A 4,876-nucleotide genomic window follows, 5' to 3' on the forward strand; every position below is an offset into this window, starting at 1 on the left:
GTTGCAAAGGACGGAAAAGAGTCTACGTTCCGCGGTACCACCTTTTTTGGCACCAAAATATAATGATGCCCTCTCATCCCTGTAACGCAGGAGAACGGTTAGGTTGTTTTCCCAACAGCTCAAAGGGTAGGTTCAATAGCCTGATAAACGCTGGAGTCTTTCAGCCGGTGGACGCCATTCTCTTTCGTTCCGTGTACTATTTATTGACCCTTATCAACGCCGAATCGAACATTAATTTAAGATTATTATGCTTCATTTAACCGAATATGTCAAGAATATATTCTTATTCGGCGCCTGTCAGTTCTTGTCTTCACGAATAAATGGCAAATGACATTCATTTTCTTGTGAACCCAAACAGGATGCTCGGCAGGGCGCTCATGCCAATGATAAACAGCCAATCCTTGAAGCCCAAAAACGTTGTGTGAAATATCGGCTGCAATGGTTCCCAATAAATGACCACAGCGAGCAGAACGATAGACGATAGTACCGACAACACCAAATAGATGTTTTCAAACGGATTTCTGCTAAATATCGAATGCTCACTCCGACAATCAAAAACATGGATAAGCTGAGCCATCACCAACGTTGTAAATGCAACCGTCTGGCCATAAATAAGATTATCCGGATCACCTTGATAGGCCAGCATAAAGGCAATAAGCGTGGCTGAACCGATCAATATGCCGCGACTGATGATTTTAAAACCGAGCTCCCTGGCAAACACGCCTTCTCTCGGATTCCTCGGCCCTCGCTTCATGACGTCATCTTCCGACTCGTCCAAACCAAGCGCCATAGCCGGCAGTCCGTCCGTCACTAAATTGACCCATAAAATTTGCACTGGAACCAGCGGCAATGGCATGGCAAGAAGCATGGCAAACAACATGACGAGAATTTCGCCAACGTTTGAGGCAAGCAAATAACGAATGAATTTTCGGATGTTTTCGTAAATATTGCGTCCTTCAATGATCGCTGATTTAATCGTTGCAAAATTATCATCCATCAACACAAGAGACGATGCCTCTTTCGTTACATCGGTTCCGCTTTCACCCATGCTTATCCCGATATCACTTGCTTTAATCGCAGGAGCGTCATTGACGCCGTCCCCGGTCATAGCGACAATATGGCCTTTTTCTTGAAAAGCATTCACGATTTTCAGTTTATGTTCCGGGGTGACCCGGGCAAACACATATACTTGATCAATAATATCTTGCAGTTCGGATACGGACATGTTGTTTAGCTGCTGGCCATTGAGCACCATACCGTCCTCTGGAAGTAAATCCAATTGAGATGCAATAGCCCTGGCTGTTTTTTCGTGGTCACCGGTAATCATGACCGATTTAATACCTGCATCCCCGCATTCATGAATAGCTTTTTTGACATCTTTTCTAGGTGGATCCATCATTCCATACAAACCGATGAATGTCATATCGTGTTCCAGGGACGTTGATGTAAGGGAATCATCTCTGGACAAAGGTTTTACGCCGATCGCCAGCGTCCGCAATGCCTTTCCAGCCATATGATCAATCGCTTCATTCATATGCTTCCGGTCATCGTATTGCATCTGTCTGCGCCCATCTTTCTTCATGACATACGACGAACGCGGCAATAAAGCTTCCGGTGCGCCTTTCGTAATCAGAAAACGCATGTTATTGTCATCTTCCACAACAACGCTCATCCGTTTCCGTTCAGAATCAAACGGAAATTCTTTAACGACGCGATAATGATCATTCCATTTGCGCTGAAGTCCGAGCTTCCGTGCGGCCACGATCAATGCACCATCTGTTGGATCACCGTCGATGACATATTTCCCTTTTTTCACTTGAAGAGATGCGTGATTGCATAGCATACCATAGAGCATCATGTTTTCCAGATTCGGAAAATCATTCGTTACTTTGTCGTTGTTCCAAAAATAATCACCATGAATATCATAGCCGTCACCCGTCACAGACAATGTGGTTCCGTTCAAAAAAACTTCTTTTACTGTCATTTGATTTTCTGTCATTGTCCCGGTCTTGTCCGAACATATAACCGAAGCACACCCCAACGTCTCAACGCCTGATAGTTTCCGGACAATGGCATTTTTTCGGATCATGCGTTGCACGCCAAGCGACAGTGCCACCGTTACAATCGCGGGCAACCCTTCAGGTATAGCCGCAACGGCCAGAGACACGCCAGCGAGGAACATATTGTAGACTGAATGACCTTGATAGACACCAAAAAGAACAACCAATGCCGTTAACGCCAGCGCAACGCCAATCAGGACTTTACCCAACTCAGCCAGTTTATGTTCCAAAGGTGTCGTGGTCTTCTCGGTTGTCACCATTAATGATGCAATTTGCCCCATAACGGTATCCATGCCTGTACCGACAACAATACCGACGCCGGAACCTCTCGTTGCCATTGTGTTCATAAATGCCATGTTTCGTTGATCCTGTACATCTAGATGATCTTTGGCAATGCTGGAGGTGTGTTTTTGTACTGGCAGTGATTCACCAGTCAGCGCAGATTCTTCTGTTTCCAGACTGTTGGACCGAACAAGCCGGACATCGGCGGGAACACGGTCACCACTGTTGATGCGCACAATATCGCCTATAACAATATCAGAAGTCGGTATTTTTTCCCATTTGTTTTCGCGCAATACATTCGCTGACGGTGCGCTCATTTCTTTTAATTTAGCAAGCGACTTCTCAGCCTTTTGTTCCTGAAAATAGCCGAGAAACCCATTGACAAAAACGATTACCATTATGGCTATGGCATCAACATATTCTTCCAAGAGACCAGCGATCAATGTGGCCGCAAGTAGAACAAGAACCATAAAATCCTGAAATTGTTTCAGAAAAATGAGCCATTTGGATACCTTTTTTTCAGACTCCAGCCGGTTTGGCCCATAGTGCTTCATCCGCTCGTCCACTTGTTTATGGGCCAATCCTTGTTTTGTTGTTACATACAATTTTTGTTCGACTTGATCCGCATTCATCTGATACCACTTCATCTGCATTCCTCCAGCCACATAAAGTGAAACTTAAACCTATTGACGATTTACCTTCTTGACCGATAATTATGCAGACCTGTCCAGAAACATGCTATAATACAGAAAAAGCACGCTGACTGTATAAGTGACTTCGGACGGAAAGACGTTCGGCGAGCACCGGTGCAGACAGATGGAAAAGGTGATTACATGCCATTTGATGGAATCGTTACCCGTGCGGTGACAACAGAACTGACCGAAAAAATCATCCCAGGCAAAATAACAAAAATATATCAACCAACCGAAACCGAGCTCGTTTTCACGGTACGCAGCCAGGGTGAAAATCATTCTTTGCTCATGTCCATTCACCCTGTGTATGCTCGGACTCATTTAACCGGGGACACATACCGTAACCCAAAAGAGCCGCCGATGTTCTGCATGCTTCTGCGCAAGCACCTGTCCGGCGCTGTTCTTGAATCCATCGATCAGTATGGAATGGAACGGATCATCACATTCACCATTCAAGCGCGAAATGAGATAGGTGATCAAACGACCAAAAAACTCGTCATTGAATTGATGGGTAAGCATAGCAACATCATGCTGATTGATGACGACAAAGGCCATATTCTCGACAGCATGAAACACATCTCTGCAGCACAAAATCGGTACCGGACGATCTTGCCCGGGCATTCTTACAAACTGCCACCAAGCCAAAATAAATGGAATCCACTCGACATGAATGGCGATATGTTTATTAGGAAGCTGGATTTCAATGCCGGGAAAATGGAAATGCAAATCGTTCGGATATTGACCGGTTTCTCACCATTCATTGCCAGTGAACTCGTTCATCGAGCAAGGCTTGGAGGAGTGGATACGTATCGGGAAGCATTTGAGCAACTTCAGCAATTCATTAACGACAACCAATACGTACCGGCTATTTACCACGGCAACAGAGACGATTTTCACGTTTTGCCAATCACTTATTGGACTGGAACATCCGCTACGTTGGCCGGAACGAATGAGATGCTGGATGAATTTTATTCCGGTAAAGCTGAGCGTGATCGCGTCAAGCAACAAGCGAAAGACCTGTACCAGTTCATTAAAAGTGAGCAGGACAAAAACAAACGCAAATTAAAGAAACATGAACAGACATTGGCAAAATCCGAAGATGCTGAAATCTATCAAAAACTCGGCGAATTGCTAACCGCTCATATGCATATGGTACGTCCAGGTGATTCTGAAGTGACCGTCACAGATTATTATGATCCCGAACAACAATCCATGACAATTGAGCTGAATCCTGATAAAACGCCGAGTGAAAATGCCCAGTGGTTTTTCAAAAGGTATCAAAAGCTGAAAACATCGAAGAAAAAAGTACAGCAGGAAATAACGAAAACCCATAACGAATTCGCATATCTGGATCAGCTGTTACAGCAAATGGATACAGCTCGAGAGGATGATATTGAAGAAATACGGGACGAACTCAGGGAAGAAGGCTATATAAAGAAACAAAAACAAGGGAAAAAGAAGAAAACACAAAAACCAGCCCCGGAAACGTTTACAGCTACTGATGGGACGACCATTCTTGTTGGTAAAAACAATAAACAAAATGAGTATGTGAGCATGAAATTGGCACACCGTGATGACATATGGCTGCATACAAAAGATATACCTGGGTCTCACGTGCTTATTCGATCAAGAGAACCGAGTGAGGAAACATTATTCGAAGCAGCCCGGCTGGCAGCCTATTTTAGTAAAGCACAAGAGTCTTCATCCGTGCCTGTCGACTATACCCGGATACGGCATGTCAAAAAACCGAATGGTGCCAAGCCCGGCTACGTCACATATGATAATCAAAAAACATTGTTTGTCACACCCGATGACGAAACGACAGCCAAATTAAAAGACGGA

2 protein-coding genes are annotated in these 4,876 nt (G+C 44.5%); one reads left to right on the forward strand and one right to left on the reverse strand.

Going from position 1 to position 4,876, the window contains the following annotated elements; genetic code table 11:
* Positions 1–334: 334 nt before the first annotated feature.
* A complete protein-coding gene (locus tag ABDZ72_RS12230; RefSeq protein WP_343753483.1) occupies positions 335–2,989 on the reverse strand; it encodes a calcium-translocating P-type ATPase, SERCA-type in 2,655 nt (884 codons plus the stop codon).
* A 186-nt stretch (positions 2,990–3,175) separates the two neighbouring features.
* On the opposite strand from ABDZ72_RS12230, the gene ABDZ72_RS12235 reads away from it, so the two are divergent.
* The coding region (locus tag ABDZ72_RS12235; RefSeq protein WP_343753485.1) for an Rqc2 family fibronectin-binding protein at positions 3,176–4,876 on the forward strand (1,701 nt) is incomplete at its 3' end.

This window comes from Lentibacillus halophilus, assembly GCF_039522485.1.
Classification (GTDB): domain Bacteria; phylum Bacillota; class Bacilli; order Bacillales; family Amphibacillaceae; genus Lentibacillus; species Lentibacillus halophilus.